17 protein-coding genes and 3 riboswitches are annotated in these 16,952 nt (G+C 37.5%); of the genes, 16 read left to right on the top strand and 1 reads right to left on the bottom strand.

The genetic code is table 11. The features are described 5' to 3' along the window. Positions 1 to 290: 290 nt before the first annotated feature. Positions 291 to 471: riboswitch (cobalamin riboswitch) on the top strand. Between the two features lie 173 nt (positions 472 to 644). The 15 genes from metE to AAJG31_RS01800 all read left to right on the top strand — a co-directional run bounded on the left by metE (position 645) and on the right by AAJG31_RS01800 (position 15,468). Continuing rightward, a complete protein-coding gene (metE, locus tag AAJG31_RS01870) occupies positions 645 to 2,942 on the top strand; it encodes a 5-methyltetrahydropteroyltriglutamate--homocysteine S-methyltransferase (RefSeq protein WP_279495054.1) in 2,298 nt (765 codons plus the stop codon). A 147-nt stretch (positions 2,943 to 3,089) separates the two neighbouring features. Beyond that, positions 3,090 to 3,283, top strand: a riboswitch (cobalamin riboswitch). A gap of 148 nt (positions 3,284 to 3,431) precedes the next feature. Next, on the top strand, positions 3,432 to 5,048 hold the full coding sequence (gene nikA / locus AAJG31_RS01865; protein WP_066036744.1) for a nickel ABC transporter substrate-binding protein: 1,617 nt from the start codon (positions 3,432 to 3,434) through the stop codon (positions 5,046 to 5,048). Between the two features lie 71 nt (positions 5,049 to 5,119). Continuing rightward, the gene (nikB, locus tag AAJG31_RS01860) at positions 5,120 to 6,073 is read left to right on the top strand and encodes a nickel ABC transporter permease (RefSeq protein WP_115673607.1); all 954 of its coding nucleotides are present in this window, start codon (positions 5,120 to 5,122) and stop codon (positions 6,071 to 6,073) included. A 2-nt stretch (positions 6,074 to 6,075) separates the two neighbouring features. Further along, on the top strand, positions 6,076 to 6,885 hold the full coding sequence (locus tag AAJG31_RS01855) for an ABC transporter permease subunit (protein WP_227744871.1): 810 nt from the start codon (positions 6,076 to 6,078) through the stop codon (positions 6,883 to 6,885). 13 nt (positions 6,886 to 6,898) lie between these two features. Further along, the gene (locus tag AAJG31_RS01850; protein ID WP_259950770.1) at positions 6,899 to 7,669 is read left to right on the top strand and encodes an ABC transporter ATP-binding protein; all 771 of its coding nucleotides are present in this window, start codon (positions 6,899 to 6,901) and stop codon (positions 7,667 to 7,669) included. Positions 7,670 to 7,678: 9 nt separating this feature from the next. Continuing rightward, positions 7,679 to 8,485, top strand: coding sequence for an ATP-binding cassette domain-containing protein (locus AAJG31_RS01845; RefSeq protein WP_131520206.1), 807 nt, complete (start codon positions 7,679 to 7,681; stop codon positions 8,483 to 8,485). A 190-nt stretch (positions 8,486 to 8,675) separates the two neighbouring features. Continuing rightward, entirely contained in the window at positions 8,676 to 9,041 is a 366-nt protein-coding gene (locus AAJG31_RS01840) for a DUF2089 domain-containing protein (RefSeq protein ID WP_004229931.1), read from the top strand. Between the two features lie 12 nt (positions 9,042 to 9,053). After that, entirely contained in the window at positions 9,054 to 9,440 is a 387-nt protein-coding gene (locus AAJG31_RS01835) for a hypothetical protein (RefSeq protein WP_016991732.1), read from the top strand. 9 nt (positions 9,441 to 9,449) lie between these two features. Further along, positions 9,450 to 9,731, top strand: coding sequence for a hypothetical protein (locus AAJG31_RS01830; RefSeq protein WP_048392756.1), 282 nt, complete (start codon positions 9,450 to 9,452; stop codon positions 9,729 to 9,731). A 370-nt stretch (positions 9,732 to 10,101) separates the two neighbouring features. Further along, positions 10,102 to 10,280, top strand: a riboswitch (cobalamin riboswitch). 116 nt (positions 10,281 to 10,396) lie between these two features. Beyond that, positions 10,397 to 10,621: a glutaredoxin gene (locus AAJG31_RS01825; protein WP_205443572.1), complete on the top strand. Its 225-nt coding sequence runs from the start codon at positions 10,397 to 10,399 to the stop codon at positions 10,619 to 10,621. Then, a complete protein-coding gene (nrdI, locus tag AAJG31_RS01820) occupies positions 10,618 to 10,977 on the top strand; it encodes a class Ib ribonucleoside-diphosphate reductase assembly flavoprotein NrdI (protein WP_205443573.1) in 360 nt (119 codons plus the stop codon). The genes AAJG31_RS01825 and nrdI overlap by 4 nt, the downstream gene beginning before the upstream one ends. Further along, positions 10,974 to 13,067, top strand: a complete 2,094-nt coding sequence (nrdE, locus tag AAJG31_RS01815; RefSeq protein WP_279495061.1) for a class 1b ribonucleoside-diphosphate reductase subunit alpha — start codon at positions 10,974 to 10,976, stop codon at positions 13,065 to 13,067. Before nrdI ends, nrdE begins: the two co-directional genes overlap by 4 nt. Beyond that, positions 13,055 to 14,023 (top strand): class 1b ribonucleoside-diphosphate reductase subunit beta, encoded by a 969-nt coding sequence (nrdF, locus tag AAJG31_RS01810; RefSeq protein ID WP_004229921.1) that lies wholly within the window; start codon positions 13,055 to 13,057, stop codon positions 14,021 to 14,023. Before nrdE ends, nrdF begins: the two co-directional genes overlap by 13 nt. A gap of 12 nt (positions 14,024 to 14,035) precedes the next feature. Then, complete coding sequence (dut, locus tag AAJG31_RS01805; RefSeq protein ID WP_048392753.1) at positions 14,036 to 14,473, top strand: dUTP diphosphatase; 438 nt, start codon at positions 14,036 to 14,038, stop codon at positions 14,471 to 14,473. A 146-nt stretch (positions 14,474 to 14,619) separates the two neighbouring features. Next, on the top strand, positions 14,620 to 15,468 hold the full coding sequence (locus AAJG31_RS01800; protein ID WP_279495066.1) for a copper amine oxidase N-terminal domain-containing protein: 849 nt from the start codon (positions 14,620 to 14,622) through the stop codon (positions 15,466 to 15,468). A gap of 83 nt (positions 15,469 to 15,551) precedes the next feature. On the opposite strand, the gene AAJG31_RS01795 is transcribed toward AAJG31_RS01800, so the two are convergent. Next, positions 15,552 to 16,043 (bottom strand): PaaI family thioesterase, encoded by a 492-nt coding sequence (locus tag AAJG31_RS01795; protein ID WP_048392750.1) that lies wholly within the window; start codon positions 16,041 to 16,043, stop codon positions 15,552 to 15,554. Between the two features lie 300 nt (positions 16,044 to 16,343). Here AAJG31_RS01795 and AAJG31_RS01790 point away from each other — a divergent pair, with 300 nt between their 5' ends. After that, positions 16,344 to 16,940, top strand: a complete 597-nt coding sequence (locus tag AAJG31_RS01790; protein ID WP_279495068.1) for a hypothetical protein — start codon at positions 16,344 to 16,346, stop codon at positions 16,938 to 16,940. Positions 16,941 to 16,952 lie beyond the last annotated feature (12 nt).

The following is a 16,952-nucleotide window of genomic DNA, read 5'->3' as shown; positions in this document are numbered from 1 at the left end:
TGACAAATAAAATGCAAACTGATAGTTAAAAATGGATAGACTAACCCTATATTTTGTGTTTGAAATCATTCAATTCAAATAAAAATATAGTTTAGTTCTTCATTGTCCATTCATCAGTCCTCTCATAATTGTCTTTTTATAGTAACAAATTTTTTTACAGAATACAATGTAACCTTATTTTCATTTAGTACTATACAACAATTCCTATAATATTTATAGAAATAATTTATATAATAGTTGAAAAATAATTTCTACTATTCTGAAATATGTGCTATAGTAGGAGCATAATTGAATATTGTGTAAGACTTGGTGCCAAATGAAAGTTTGGCTTAAAAGGGAAGTCGGTGCAAATCCGACGCTGTCCCGCAACTGTAATTCGGAGCAAATCACAAATGCCACTGGGGAAACTGGGAAGGCTGTGAGGCGTGTTGATGGAAAGCCAGGAGACCTGCCAATTTCTAGTACACACCAAATACCTACGTGGAAATAGGTGGTGAAAAGTGACCAAATAGGCACTGTGCGATAACGTTTATGCGAAAGTAGATACTTTTTCGTATTGTTTTAGCATTATTAATTTTAACATGCAGCCATTTTCCTAATAGGAGAATGGCTTTTTATTTTTTCTAAAAAAGGAGCTTAAAAACATGAACTATACAAGTACATTGATCGGTTATCCCTATATAGGGGAGGAACGCGAATGGAAAAAAGCACTAGAAGCATTTTGGCGCAATGAACTTTCTGAGGAGGACTTTGAGGAAAAATTAAAGAAAATCCGTTTATCAAGAATAAACAAGCAGCTGCAACTTGGAATCGATATGGTGACAGTTGGCGACTTTACGTTTTACGATAGAATGTTAGATACAGCTTTGATGTTTGGTTTAGTTCCAAAGCGCTTTAACTGGCAAGGTGGTAAAGTCGATTTTCATACCTACTTCAGTGTAGCAAGAGGAGACAAAACAGCCGTAGCTAGTGAAATGACAAAATGGTTTAATACAAATTATCACTACATTGTTCCAGAGTATGAGGGACAAGCCTTACAACTAACAGAAAATAAAGTGTTAGCCGACTTTTTAGAGGCGAAGGAAACTTTCGGTATCATTGCGAAGCCGACACTAATTGGTCCCTATACATTTTATAAGTTAACGAAAGGCTACAACAAATTAACACAGGTTGAGTACTTATTAGCTTTATTACCACTCTATACGCAGGTATTAAAAGAATTAGTGGATGCAGGTGCCACTTGGATTCAGCTAGAAGAGCCATCCCTCGTCTTAACACTTGATCCAGCAGAGATAAAGCTGGTGAAAGAAATGTATGACCAGTTAGCCACTGCCGTTCCTGAGGCTAAAATAATGCTACAGACTTATTTCGAAGCTTTAAGTGCCTATGAAGCATTAAGTACATTGCCTGTTCAAGGATTCGGTTTGGACTTTGTTCATGGCTATAAAGGAAATATGGCGTCACTTCGTCAATTTGGTTTCCCGCAGGATAAAGTATTAGGAATAGGGGTAGTGAATGGCCGTGATATTTGGCGTTCAAACCTGGCGGAAGTCAATGCGACGATTCAAGCCATTGAACAGCTAAGTCATGCTGCTGAACTATGGATTCAACCATCAAGTAACCTACAGCACGTTCCAATCACAACCTCTCTTGAAAATGAACTTGACCCTGTTTTAAAGCAGTCTCTGGCCTTCGCAGATGAGAAAATCATAGAAATCACGGGGCTGACTAAATATAGACGAGATAAAGATGGTTCCTTACAACATAATTTTTCAGAAAGTATGAAGGCGATTGAGGCTCTAAAAAAACATCCAATCCGCCAAAATAAGTTAATTCATCAAGCCGTTCAAACTGTGACAAAGCAAGATTTTGAACGACACAGTAATTTTACGAAGCGACAAACGATCCAACAACAAGCCTTAGGATTACCGCTGTTTCCAACAACTACAATCGGTAGCTTCCCGCAATCAGATGAAGTGAAAAGAAATCGTAATGCGTGGCGAAAGAAACAATTATCGAATGAAGCCTATGAAACATTTTTAGAAGACGAAACAAAGCGCTGGATCTCCATACAAGAGGAATTAGATATCGATGTACTTGTTCATGGTGAATTTGAGCGTACAGATATGGTTGAATATTTCGGTGAAAAGCTGACTGGCTTTGCCTTTACAAAGAAAGCGTGGGTTGTTTCATATGGATCACGCTGTGTGAAGCCTCCGATCATTTATGGAGATGTTGCATGGGCTTCACCAATTACCGTAAAAGAATCCGCCTATGCCCAAAGCCTAACGAAGCGATTTGTAAAAGGCATGCTGACAGGGCCAGTAACAATATTAAATTGGTCCTTTGTGCGAGATGATTTGTCCCGTAAAGATGTCGCTTATCAAATTGCATTAGCACTCCGTAAAGAGGTGGAAGCACTAGAAAACGCAGGTATATCAATTATTCAAGTGGACGAGCCAGCGTTAAGAGAAGGTTTACCGCTTAGAAAGGAGGAATGGGGGGCTTACTTAGAGTGGGCTGTCAATTCCTTTAAGCTTGCGACATCTAGTGTCAAAGATGAAACACAAATCCATACACATATGTGTTACTGTGAGTTTAATGATTTCATCGAACCAATTAGCGCACTAGATGCAGATGTGATTTCCATAGAAACATCACGAAGTCATGGGGAACTTATTACCTCACTACAAGTACAGCCCTATAAAAAAGGAATTGGCTTAGGCGTCTATGATATTCATAGCCCTCGTGTACCAAGCGAGGATGAAATGCTCGCTATTATGAAAGATAGTCTACAGGTGCTGGACCGTTATCAATTCTGGGTGAATCCAGATTGTGGCTTAAAAACGAGAAAAGAAGATGAAACCGTTGCAGCTTTAGCGAATATGGTTGCTGCTACTAAAACGTTGCGTCAAGCTGTACAACAATCTACATCAAGCTAACGAAATGATTTTTAATCTACTACATCTACTCTCCAATAACGAAGACTAGGGTAAATCCCTAGTCTTTTTATCTTACGTCGATATATATATTATCTTCAGAAAGTAAAATTGACGTGAACATGCGAGCATGTTATGTTTATTACTAATTTCATAGCAATCATTACAAGTTTGAGTGAAATCGTCTTTCATTCAATTAAAAGGAAAATGGGTGAAAATCCCATGCTGTCCCGCAGCTGTAAATGAGGAGTTTTGTTTCAAATACCACTGAGTGAGTACTTGGGAAGGTGAAACAAAATGATGATTCATGAGCCAGAATGCCTGCTTGTAAGAAGATTCATTGATGATCTACGAAAGATAGGGAGATGGATGGAGACTTGCTCATCGTGGGTTTTTCTGTCCTTATTCTTTTTTAGAATAAGGTTTTTTTATGCCTTCTCTTCTTCAACAAGTAGATGTATTTGTACTACGAATAGAGATAGGAGACAGAAAATGAGATTGACAAAGTATTTACTTCCTTTCCTGCTTGTCCTGACGTTCAGTTTACTTGCTGGCTGTACAGGCACGGATGAAGAAAAGGAAAAGACCTCAGCAAACCAAACAGATGAAAAAATAATAACGATTGGCTGGCCATTAGATGTCGGTCCATTGAATCCTCATACATATTTACCGAATCAAATGACTGCCCAAGCAATGGTTTATGAATCCTTGGTGGAATACAATGATGATGGTACTGTTACGCCTAAGCTCGCCGAAAGCTGGGACATCTCTGAGGATAAAACTTCGTATACTTTCCATCTAAGAAAAGACGTGAAATATTCAGACGGCACTGCATTTAATGCAGATAATGTCATTCGTAACTTTGACGCCGTTTTAGCGAATCGAGACATGCATTCTTGGATGGGCATGGTTAACCACATGAAAGAGGTTGTAAAAGTAGATGATTTTACAATTCGTCTGCAATTGGATGAGCCTTATTATCCAGTCTTAAACGAACTTGCCTTCGTCAGACCTTTCCGTTTTTTAGGGGATAACGGATTCCCAAAGGATGATATGACGCAAGATTCTATCAAAGCACCGATTGGAACAGGCCCTTGGGTATTAACTGAATACAAAAAGGACGAATATGCATTATTTAGTCGCAATGAAAACTATTGGGGAGAAAAACCACTAGTTGAACAAATAAAAGTAAAAATTATTCCTGACTCAGAATCTATTTCATTAGCATTTGAAAACGAAGAATTAGATTTAATTTATGGGCGTGGCATTATTAGTTTAGATAACTATACGTATTTAAAAGACAGTGGCAAATACAAAACTGCTACCTCTGAGCCTTTATCTACGAAAGCACTGCTATTCAATACACAATCTGGTCCATTATCTGAGCTAAAGGTACGTCAAGCCATTCAATATGCTATTAATAAGGAACAAATGGTCGACAGTATTACACATGGTACGGAAAAAGTAGCGAACACATTGTTCTGGGATGCGATTCCTTATGCCAATATAGATTTAGCACCTATTGTATACAATCCAGAAAAAGCCCAACAATTGCTAGATGAGGCAGGGTGGTTATTACCTAAGGGTGAAAAAATTCGTTCAAAAAACGGACAGCTGTTGTCTTTAGATTTGATTTACATTGCATCTGATGCAATTCAAAAACCAATGGCAGAATTAATGCAAGGTGAACTCGCAAAAATTGGCGTTCAGTTGAATTTAGAAGGGGCAGATGTAATGGTCGGTCTTCAAAAATTGATGGATGACCAGGTGGATATTAATTTCTGGCGTACCAATGGACCACCTACAGATCCACATAGCTTTGCAAATGAATCAGCTACACCAAATGCTAGTGGTGTGTACGAGGCGAAATTAGGCCTAGCAAACGCCAAAGAAATCGATACGAAAATTCACCAATTATTAGTAGGAACAGATGAACAGGAACGCGTGCAGCTTTACACGAATATTTTAACGATGTTTCATGACCAGGCACTCTTTTACCCTATTTCTTACGAAACAAATAATGTGATTTATCAACCATCTCTAAAGGATTTTGCACCACGTGCATCTGAATATGATATACCTTATGCACAAATGGCTAAAGAAAAATAAAAGTGGAGGAGAGAGTGTGTCTAGCAGAGACAGCTCTCTCTTTATCATAGGATTGAGTAGGAAGTGACAGCATGTATGAATCAACATGGATCTTTTGTTTAAAAAGAATTTTAACATTGCCCTTTGTCTTATTAGGCGTTTCCATCCTAACCTTTGTATTTATTCGTTTTGTTCCTGTAGAGCCTGCTGAAGTCATACTACGTTTGGCAAGGGTTGCGCCAACAGAGGAAGCCATTCAGGCATTACGTGAGGAACTGGGAACGGACAAGTCGTTTTTTCTTCAATATTTGCTATGGGGAAAGGGCATAATCCAGCTAGATTTTGGAACATCTTTTGTTAGTAAATTACCTGTGGCACATGAACTATTCGTGAAATTACCCGCAACCATTGAATTAGCTATTGCTGCGTTTATCCTCATTTTAGGGCTAAGTATTCCATTCGGAGTAATAAGCGCATTGTATAAGCACACCATCATCGATAAAATCATACGATTCTTTAGCATATTGAGTGTGTCGATTCCAGCCTTTTGGTTAGGTTTCCTATTACTCTATTTATTTAGCTTAAAATTAGGACTCTTTCCGACAAACGGGAAGGGCACACCTGCTCATTTAGTTTTACCCGCCTTCGCACTGGCGTTACCAACAATTGGATTATTCGTTCAGCTTATCCGTTCAACCATCCTAGAAGAATTACAGCAGCAATATGTTCAATATGCACGGCTAAGAGGATTAAAAAGCTCCGTGATTCTTATCCGTCATGTTTTGCGAAATGCTGCTATTCCCTTGACTTCCTTGCTAGGCATGACCCTTGGCAATCTTTTAGGTGGAGCCGTGATTGTGGAGCAGGTTTTTAGCTGGCCCGGACTCGGCAGGTACTTAATAGAATCCATTATGAACAGGGATTATCCAGTTGTACAATGCTATGTGTTAATTATTGCGGTTATCTATGTGCTTGCCAATTTATGTACAGATATATTGCATCGTTTATTGGACCCTCATCTAATGATGAAGGGTAGGAGAGATTAAAAATGAAATTTGTACGAACAAAAAGTGGCAACTTAACAGGATTAATCAGTCTATTCCTCCTTGTCATTACTGGCTTATTAGGACTGTTGGCGCCAATTTTAATGCCACACGACCCTTTTGCTGTCGATATTGCTAAGAAATTTTCAGTCCCGTCTTGGGACTATCCATTAGGTACAGATCATTTAGGAAGGTGTATCTTGTCACGCCTTCTTTTAGGTATTCGTTATTCTTTAGGTTCAGCGCTCATCATTCAGCTAGTCGCTATTGTTTTAGCTATCCTACTGGGTGCTTTTGTAGCGTTGAAAAGAGGATTAATTGATTTTCTTTTTATTCGATTATGTGATATTTTATTAGCCTTTCCGACACTCGTACTTGCATTTGGACTGTTAGGTATATTAGGTCCTAGCTTAAAAAATGTTTTAATAGCGCTCATTTTCACACAGCTTATTTATTATGCAAGAATGATCCGAGGTTTGTTTATTGGCATCAATGAGAAAGACTTTGTTCAAGCTGCTAGGATAACGGGCACTACAGGTATCCAATTAATTAGACGCCATTATATACCCAATCTATTGCCATCTATTGTCACGATTGTCGCATTAGATATCGGGAAGGTGATTTTAGAAATTGCAGGCTTTTCGTTTATCGGACTTGGGGTGCAGGCACCGATCCCAGAATGGGGCATGATGATCAATGAAGGAAAGCAATACATGAGACAGCATCCTGAATTAATGCTTTATCCAGGACTTGCCATCATCCTTGTTGTGTTATTGTTTAATCAATTAGCAAATCGTTTAAAAAGGCTTGACTAGGAAAGGGGAAGTTATGGAGAAAGTTTTAGAAGTGATAGACCTCACAGTCAAAATAGGGGAGAAAAATATATTAACCTCTATCAACCTGACAGCTTATAAAGGGCGAGTCCTAGGAATTATCGGGGAAAGTGGCAGTGGCAAGTCCATGCTTTGCCATGCCATCATGCAAACATTACCGTCCTTTGCCCATGTCAGCCAAGGGGACGTACTCTATCTGCAAGAAAATTTATTAAACGTTTCAGCTACTAAATGGAGAGCTTATCGTGGCAGACATCTTTCGATGATTTTGCAAAACCCATCCGCTGCATTTGATCATATTCAAACGATTGAAAGTCATTTTCGAGAAACATTAAAAGCACACTTTAAGCTTACAAAAAAAGAAATGAGACAGATCGCCCTTGATGCTTTGAAAAAAGTTCATTTACCTCAGCCAGAGCAGCTCTTGTCCTACTATCCTTTCCAGTTAAGTGGAGGCATGCTACAGCGAGTGATGATTGCTCTGTCAATGGCGATACAGGCCTCCCTCTACATCGCAGACGAGCCTACGACTGCTCTGGATACCATCAATCAGAAACAAGTATTAACACTATTTAATCAAATTCGCTCAGAAACAGATGCTACCATACTCCTTGTCACGCATGATTTAGGTGTCATTGCTGAGCTTGCGGACGATGTGGCTGTGATGTATCAAGGAGAAATCGTTGAGCAAGCAAATGTTTTTGATTTTTTTGATGCGCCTCAGCATCCCTATACCAAGAAACTTTTACAAGCGAGAATGCTATGAGGTGATAAAATGACGCTACTAGAAGTAAAAAATATTGAGAAATACTATGCGCAAAGACCATTTCTATTCAAACGAGGACAGGAAGCCCCTGTATTAGAGAATGTGACATTTTCACTTCAGGAAGGAGAATGTCTTGGCATCGTCGGTCAAAGTGGTTCTGGAAAAAGCACATTAGGGCGCATTATTTTAGGGATTGAACGACCAACAAACGGAGAGCTGATCTTTCAAGGTGTCAATTTATACGAAGCACCCAGCAAAGAGAAAAAAATGATACGAAGAAATTTACAGGCTGTTTTTCAAAATAGTTATCATTCATTTAATCCAAAACAGACGATTTTCGAAATACTCGAAGAACCGTTTTTGAATTTCGAGCATTTTAGCAAAGCAGAGCGACAACAGAAAGTAAGGGAATTACTAGACTGTGTAGAGTTAGAGTGGGCAATGGCTCAAAACTATTCCTCACAGCTAAGTGGGGGACAGCAGCAACGAGTCAACATTGCTAGAGCTCTTGCATTAAAGCCGAAACTGATTGTTTTAGATGAGGCCATTAGTAGTCTTGATATGATTTTGCAAAAGACGATTATAGAGCTACTGCAAAGACTTCAAAAAGAGCTACAGCTTGCTTATCTATTCATTTCACATGATTTACAGGCCACACGTTTTATGTCAGATCGCATCCTTGTGATGCAGCATGGTCAGCTAGTGGAGGAGATAGGCAAGGATGGGACATATCAGCACCCCGCTTCACAAGCGTTATACAATGCAATTTTGCCATCACACCCGCGGGAAAGAAAAAAGAAGGATAGACCCAATTAAACAGAAACGCCATTTTGAGAAATTAAAAATGGCGTTTTCTTAATTTTTAAAGCAATATAGAAACAAAAATAAATAAAATTAATCAAGATATTAATTTTATTTATTTTTTAATTAAAATTATTAATTTTATTATTTACATCTTTAATTTCTTTATTATATAATCAGCTTAACTTAAAGGAAGGAGTTCACTATGGCTTATCAAGTAATCACAAATTGTCCTGTCTGCAGTAAAACATTAAAAATTACGAAGTTACAGTGTTCTCATTGTCACACGACCATTGAAAATGAGTTTGAATTGTCGAAGCTAGCATCCTTATCACAGGATCAGCTTCATTTTGTGGAAGTATTTTTAACCTGCCGAGGAAATATTAAAGAGGTTGAAAAGGAACTGGGGGTTTCGTATCCAACAGTTCGAGGCAAGCTAAATGATATTATTTCATCCCTTGGCTATGCTCAAAAGAAGAAAAATGAAGTAGATGAGAAAAAAATTGTAAGCATGCTTGAAAATGGCGAAATCACAACAGATGAAGCCATAAAGCTCTTAAAAGACGAATAGGGAGGAACGACCATGAAAGAGGAAATTACAAAAGTGTTAACGATGATTCAAGAGGGCAAAATTGATGCGGATAAAGGATCAGAGCTGATTCAAGTGCTACAACAGAAAGAAGAATCAGAGAATAAATTTGTGGAAAAAACAAAGTATTTAGATAAAACGTTAAAGGTCCGTGTTGTATCCACCGAAAATGATAATGTCACGGTAAATTTACCAATTAAACTTGTCAAAGCCGTATTGATGGCAGGACACAGCATCGCTGCAAGTATTCCGCAATCTGAAAAATACGTAAAAGATATCGACATCAATCTTCTTCTTGAAGCAATTGAAAATGAACTAGATGGACAAATTGTAGATATAAAATCAGCAAACGGAGATTCCGTTGCAGTCTTCATTGAGTAGAGGCGACGAATGATGCATGTAAAAGTGAAAGCAAAAGACGTTCGCTTTACCGTCCCTGTTCCCTATACTGTGCTAACCATTGTCCTCTCCATTTTAACTTCTAAATGGATTCAGCAACAAGCCAATAAGTGGACAAAGGCATACTTCGATAAAAAGAAAATAGACTTTACCTTTCCCCTCATCGACAAAGAAATGTTAAAGCCGATTATCAAGGAACTACAAAATTATAAAGGACTTGTGCTAGTCGATGTCAAAGCTCAGGACGGGACTGAGGTTAAGGTTAGACTATAATCCCAATGATAGAATGGTAAGAGCATGTTATGATAAAAGCATGCTCTTTATTAATGTAATGAGCATCATTTGAAATGGGTAAGAGATGATCATTATTTCAGGACTTACGATAGAGACAACTATTTTTCAATGGTACATAAAATAGAAGATTTCTTTAAACTCAAATTAGAATTCTAGATCCATTTTAATAGAAAATCACGTACATCGTTAAAAATAGATTTTTGATTTGGGTATAAGTGATTAGTGGTAATCTATTTGGAACTACATAATTAAAAATACTGAATAATCCAAAAATAAAGAAGTTTAGAATCTAGATTTACTTTTCATTTGAAGGATGGTAAACTTAAAACTATTGAACAACAACAATATATTGTGTTCGTTTTACTAAGGTACTACTATATGTAGTTTAAAAGGGAAGTTCGGTACAATTCCGACGCTGTCCCCGCAACTGTTAAGCTGACGATGATAGCATCCACTGTGCATGCGCATGGGAAGGAAATCAGAGAATGAAGCAAAGCCAGGAGACCTGCCTTTATAAAACAAATTAATCATTTCTTCGGGGATTAAGAGATGGGAACGTCGGTATTTTTAGTATGTTAACGTTTCCATTTTAGCTATCTCTCTTAAAGAGATAGCCTTTTTATTTTATGAAAAGAGGGATTTCTATGAAACTTTATACGAAAACAATTTGTCCAAAATGCCTGTGGGTAAAATCTGAATTACAACGTGCAGGACTTGAAGCAGAAATTGTTAACATTGATCACGATGAACAAGCTAAGCAAACCATTATAGATGCAGGTTTTTTAAGTGTGCCTGTTTTAGAAATGAATGAAACCTTTATAGGAGATGTTCAGGAAATTGTTTCTCAAATTGAGTTGATTACCCTATGATCGTTTATGCAAGTCGTACAGGCAATGTCCGAAATGTTGTATCCAAATTAAAGGCAGAAGCTATCGAGCTCTCTGAAGAATTGCGACTGAATAAGCCGTATCTTTTAATTACCTACACAGATGGTTTAGGTGACATTCCAGCGAAGGTGCAACGCTTTTTAGAAAAAAACAGAGATTTTTGTAAAGGAGTAGTTGCCAGTGGCAATAGTAACTTTGGCCATCATGTATTTGGCGCTGCTGGTGAGAAAATTGCTACTACCTATCATGTACCCTTAGTAAGGAAATTAGATTTACGAGGCAATCAAACAGATTATGAAGCAATACAAACGTTTTATGAAACGAGGGTAATGAGATGAAAACCTATTTAAAGCTTAATAATGACGTACTGAATCGTTATAGTACAACTGGATTACTTGAGTTAGAAAAAGATCGTGAAGCTACGCGCCGCTACTTTTTAGAGTATGTCAACGTACGTTTGCGTTATTTTATAGATATTGAGGAAAAAATCCGCTATTTAGTTGATGAGGGCTACTATGAGAAAGCATTTATCGACATGTACGAAATGGAATTTATTAAGAAGTTGTATAAAAAAGCCTATGATTATAATTTCCGTTTCCCATCCTTTATGAGCGCCAGCAAGTTTTATGATAGCTATGCTATGAAAAGTCGTGACGGCGAAGAGATTTTAGAAAAATATGAGGATCGTATTGTTATTATTGCTTTGTATTTAGCTCAAGGCAACACAGCTTTAGCAGAACGTTCTGTCGAAGCGATGATGGAAGCCTATCAACCTGCCACACCAACTGCATTGAATAGTGGCAAGAAAGCACGTGGTGAATTAGTAAGCTGCTTTAAATTATCAATGGATGACTCCATGAATAGTATTGCTGAAAATATTGGCTATTGTTTAGAGCTATCACGCCTTGGTGGTGGAGTTGGGGTCAACTTAACAGATTTACGTCCATTAGGTGATCCAATTAAAGAGATATTAAATCGTGCAAGTGGTGTCATCCCAGTAGCGAAACTGTTAGAAAATTCTTTCAGTTATTCTAATCAGTTAGGGCAACGAAATGGCTCAGGTGTTGTCTATCTAAATATTTTCCATGCAGACATAGAAAATTTCATTTCATCAAAAAAACCAAATGCTGATGATAAAATTCGCCTCGCTACCCTTTCAACAGGGATTATTATACCTAGTATTTTCTTCGAACTGATGAAACGTGATAAGGATATCGTTTTGTTTAGCCCATATGATATTTTTAAAGAATATGGCAAACGTATGTCTGAAATTTCCATTTCAGACATGTACTACGAGCTACTTGATAACCCTAAAATTCGTAAAATTAAACGTTTAAATGCACGTAAGCTTTACACAGAGGTGAAAAAAGCACAATTTGAATCAGGCTATCCGTTTGAAATCTTTGATGATAATGTCAATAAGGTACATCCTTTAAAAAATATTGGACGTGTCAAAATGTCCAATTTATGTACAGAAATCTTACAAGTACAAGAGACAAGTATCATTACGGACCAGGATCAACCAAATGACTATGGATTAGATGTATCGTGTAACTTAGGTTCCATCGATATCCATGCAGCAAGTAAAGTCAATGATTTCGGCGCATTAGTCGATACAGCCATGCACCTATTAACGAATGTATCGCAAATGACGCACATTAAGAATGTACCGTCTGTTGCAAAAGCCAATCAATTAATGCATTCAGTAGGGCTTGGCTGTATGAACCTCCATGGGCATCTCGTGACAGAAGGCATCCTGTACGGCTCAAAAGATTCCATTGATTTCATGGATCACTTTATGGAAGCGATGAACTATTATTCTCTGAAATCTTCGATGGAAATGGCGAAAGAAAAAGCTGCAACCTTCTACCGATTTGAGGACAGTGATTATGCATCAGGTAGCTATTTTGACCAATATATCAATAAAACTGAAGAAGAACTATCGCCTGCTGTGTTGAAGGCGCTTGGCAATATTCCAATCATCACAAACAAGATGTGGGAAACGTTAAAGCAGGATGTAATGCAGTACGGTCTATTCCATTCCTATCGTTTGGCTATTGCCCCAACTGGTAGTATTTCATATATTCGTAGCTGTACGGCTTCAATCGCACCATGTACAGAGCGCGTAGAGGTTCGTGATTACGCCGATAGTAGAACCATTTATCCAATGCCTCATTTAACAAATGACAATAGTCATTTATATGTGGAGGCGTATGATGTGAATCCTTATGATTTAATTGATTTATATGCAGCTTCTCAAAAGCACGTTGACCAAGGTATTTCCATGACGCTTTATGTAAAGGACAATTGGACAACCGAACAATTGGCTAAAGTATACATTTATGCGTGGATAAAGGGCATTAAGTCTGTTTACTATGTTCGTCAACGATTACAAAGCTTAGAGGAGTGTGTAGCATGTCAAATATAATTTATGAGGCAGTCAATTGGAATAAGGCAACAAGTGAGCTTGCCCAAATATTTTGGGACCAGCAATGGAAGCAAATTTGGTTTCCAGAAGAAATTGCGGTCAGTAAAGATATTAAACAATGGAAAAGCTTTGAGCATCAGGACACATATAAAAAAGTATTTGCAGGATTAACCTTACTGGATACTGTACAAACAAATATCGGGATGAATCGTGTTGCTGCTTATACAGACGATTTACAGGAAAAGGCTGTCCTAACCGTTTTTGATGCATTCGAGGCGATACATGCCAAGTCCTATTCTTATATTTTCACAACGCTTTGTACAAACGAAGAAATCGACGAGCTATTTGAATGGGTTAAGAAAAATGAATTTCTACAGTATAAGGCCAATAAAATAGCAGACATTTATAATAGTATTGAAGAAGGCAATCCAGAGAGCTTATGGAAAGCGATGTTTTCATCCGTTATGCTTGAATCTTTCCTGTTTTATTCTGGCTTTTTCTATCCACTATACTTAGGAGGACAAGGCTTCCTACGAAACAGTGCCGAGATTATTTCACTCATCTTGCGCGATGAATCTATCCATGGGGTAGCAGTTGGATTTTTTGCTCAAAATTTATTCAAGCAATTTTCAAAGGAAAAGCAAGAAGAGCTACATTTATGGGGCTATGAGCTATTATTAGATTTATATCAAAATGAAATGAAGTATACAGATGATATTTATGCGGAAACAGGATTATCACCTGAAGTGCGAGCATATGTACGTTATAATGCAAATAAAGCTTTAATGAATGTCGGCTTTGAAGCCATGTTCCCAGAAGAGGAAGTTAATCCAATTGTGATGAATGGTATTCGTAATGAAGGCTCCACATATGATTTCTTTTCACAAAAAGGTGCTACCTATGCCAAGGCAAAAGTTGCGCCAATCACAGATGACACATTCAATTTTAATCGTTAAGGATGAAGAACAATGAATCTAGAAGTAAAAATTAAAAAAGTTCACGCTGATGCCATGCTACCGATACAAGCCAACCCTGGTGATGCAGGCATGGACCTCTATTCCATAGAAGCAGTAGAAATCCCAGCAGGCGTAGCCAAACTCATTAAGACAGGTATACAGATTGAATTACCTAAGGGAACGGAAGCCCAAATTCGACCAAGAAGTGGATTAGCATTAAAGCATAGTGTAACTGTACTGAATAGCCCAGGCACTATAGATGAAGGCTATAGAGGCGAAATCGGTGTTATTTTAATCAACCATGGTCAAGAACCATTTATCGTAGAAAAATCAATGCGCATTGCTCAAATGGTTATTCAATTTGTTCCTTCTATTCAATTAGTGGAAGTAGATGAATTATCTCAAACGGTCCGTGGAGAATCTGGATTTGGTGCAAGTGGTACGAAATAGCGTACCTATATATAAACCTCATAAAGTTTACTTAAAAATCCTGCTTAAAATGCAGGATTTTTTTGTTACCGTTGCTAATAGCCGAAGGAAATAATAGGGTTCATATGGAATGAAGTAATGATAGCGAAGTAAAGGAGCTAATAATCATGAAAAAAATATGTTCAGGTATTTTCCTTATGTTGATTGTCATTGTTACATCTATCACAACTGCTACAGCAGCTAGTAGTCAACTAAAAGTGGACGGTATGACAGTACAAACGGATGTGAAACCCGAAATAAAAAACAATCGAACAATGGTACCTTTACGCGTGATTAGTGAAAATTTAGGGGCTAAGGTGCATTGGTCGGATGGGCAAGTGATACTGACCCAAAGTGAGATGAAAGTCAGTTTAAAGTTAAACAGTAGTAAAGCCACAGTAAATGGAAAAACGGTATTATTGGATGCAAAGCCATACTTAAAGAATGGACGCACCATTGTACCATTACGTTTTCTAGCAGAAACCTTTGGCTGTAAAGTTCAATACGATCATTTAACGATCTCTATCGATACAGAGCCATTGATGATTAAGGGTGTGGAAGTGAAAGCATTACTTCATGAATACCACATGACAATGGGGGGAGTAGTCGAGCAAATCAATGGCAATGCCTATATGGAAGAAATGCACCGTATATTTACTAAAAATATGGGCAAGAAGATAAAACAGCCTAACGACTACACCTGGTCTGTCCATAGCACCGTAATTGGGGGCTATTATAAAATGGGCCAATATGATTTCCTGAACAAGGAAGGTAGTAGCATAGCACGTTATGATCTCTATTCGTTGGTGCAATCTTCAGATAAACCTTTGACTGGACAGCCAGACGTGTTGATTTATGACGCAGCTGTTGACCAATGGTATAAGTTTAACAAAACTGCCAGTGACTCTATTTATTCGTTAATGGAAACTGCCACGAGAAATGGCTTTGTGACAGTTATTAGTAATACAGTTCCTTGATTATGAATCCATTAAAAACGCAGTAGAAGAGCACATCTATGAATAAGATGTGCTCTTCTTTATTTTAGTGAGGATAAAAAATGCTAATCATTTTTATTTAGAAAAGTACTAGGCATTACTACAAGGACAACTGTTCCACGAGCACAAAGCGTATCCTGCGCGTAAACTTCAGTTTCTACTTTCCATTTCTTCGGATGAATTTCTTCAACAGTGCCAATTGCCTTTAAGGGAACATGTTGGGGTGTTGGCTTTAGGAAATCTACATTAAGGTTAGCCGTTACAAATCGAGGTGGCTCCGCTCCATCACCAATTTCATGTCCATTTTTACGATGCAAGGCAAGCGCTGCCGACCCTGTTCCATGGCAATCAATTAATGAAGCAATTAAACCACCATAGATAAATCCTGGAATACCCATATATTTTGATTCAGGTGTATAGATTGTAATCGTCTTATCACCATGCCACCCCGTGCGAAGATGATGACCATCATCATTCAAACGGCCACACCCATAACACCAAGCGATATCATCTGGATAAATATCTTGAATTGCTTTTTCCACTTTTAATTCTTCCATTCTTCTCTCCCCAATACTCTAGTATTATTAGTTTCTAATCGAACGTTAATCATTTAAGTATAATTAATCATTTCCATTCCATCAATAAAAATCTAAATATTCCATCTATTTAAACTATGTAAAAAAGCACTACCATAAAGTTGGACAAATTTTATTAGTGACAGATGGGGAGGGCTGGTATCAGGAAGAAGGAAAAGCTGCATAGCTTGTAAAACGCTGGCATGGTGCAACAATAGAAAGATGGTATACTATGATCGTTGCATTGCTGTGCTGAAGAAGGAATTAAAGGAGTCAAAAGGTATGTCATTAAAAAATATAATCGATTGTATTTGCAAGGAAGCAACTAATAAAGACAGTAAAAAATTAGAAGAATTACTAGAGCAATTGTATGATTATGAAAGTGCTAAAATACTTGATATTTACCCTTATCAGATAAAAAGTAATGAAAAATATAGTCAAGTTGAAGTATTCTTCGATAAATTAGAGATGGTCGATTTCCAACAAAAAACGCAGGATTATCATTCGTACCAGAAAAGCCTTGAAAAATTCGAGAGATTTTTTGAATTGATGTGGTTAAAATCATCTGAATTTTATGCATTTTATTATTTACCAGATCCTTTATATAAGGATCAATTGTATTATAAAGTCTACGAGAATGAGTGGGGTAAAATTATACCTAAAGATCTTACAGAAGGAACTTTTGTAAACATTGATGAATACACAATGTTAAATTCACTAATAAAATTAGCTGTTTCGGACCATCTCCATTTACATTTTATTTTACCTGAGGAGAATATTGTATTTAGTGGGAATGGCTTAGCCTTTTTAATTTACAGCCAACATAATCTTGAGTTATTAGAAAAGGTTGCTAATACGGAGGGGCTCTATATTCGTTGAAAAAGTGAGTGA

It is taken from the genome of Lysinibacillus sp. BS3, assembly GCF_039614735.1.
GTDB lineage: Bacteria > Bacillota > Bacilli > Bacillales_A > Planococcaceae > Lysinibacillus > Lysinibacillus capsici.
The sequence above is the reverse complement of the archived record's forward strand: the minus strand, read 5'-3'. Positions and strand labels throughout refer to the sequence as shown.